Source organism: Acinetobacter lactucae (assembly GCF_013344765.1).
Taxonomy (GTDB): domain Bacteria; phylum Pseudomonadota; class Gammaproteobacteria; order Pseudomonadales; family Moraxellaceae; genus Acinetobacter; species Acinetobacter lactucae_A.
This window is the reverse complement of record NZ_JABVBF010000437.1, coordinates 1-421: the sequence shown is the minus strand read 5'-3', so window position 1 is coordinate 421 and position 421 is coordinate 1. Positions and strand designations below refer to the sequence as shown.

Below are 421 nucleotides of genomic sequence, written 5' to 3'. Positions count from 1 at the left end.
ACTGAACAAATTCCAGCTGTGGGATGAAGATGCCTGGAACGCGGTTTCGGCAGCTGACCTTGCAGCTATTCAACAACCGGGCGCCATGCCCGACGAATTGCGTGACCTGATCCTGTGACCATAGATAGCGGCTTCAACCACATTACCGTCCTGCTCGACGAAGCTGTCGAGGCATTGGCCTTGCGCGCCGACGGTTGCTATCTGGACGGCACTTTCGGCCGGGGCGGACACAGCCGTCTGATACTCAGCAAGCTCGGGCCGCAAGGGCGGCTCTTGGGCTTCGACAAAGATCCACAAGCGATTGCCACGGGGCAAGCGCTGGCGGCCGAAGACGGCCGCTTTGTCATTGTGCAGCGCAGTTTTGCCGAGCTGGGTGCGGAAGTGGCAGCGCGCGGCCTGCACGGCAAGGTCAGTGGTGTCT

1 protein-coding gene is annotated in these 421 nt (G+C 61.0%); it reads left to right on the top strand.

Translation table 11 applies throughout. The features are described from left to right. Window positions 1-114 precede the first annotated feature (114 nt). A partial coding sequence (mraW, locus tag HUN22_RS17730) for a 16S rRNA (cytosine(1402)-N(4))-methyltransferase (protein WP_174732104.1) occupies window positions 115-421 on the top strand: 307 nt, incomplete at its 3' end.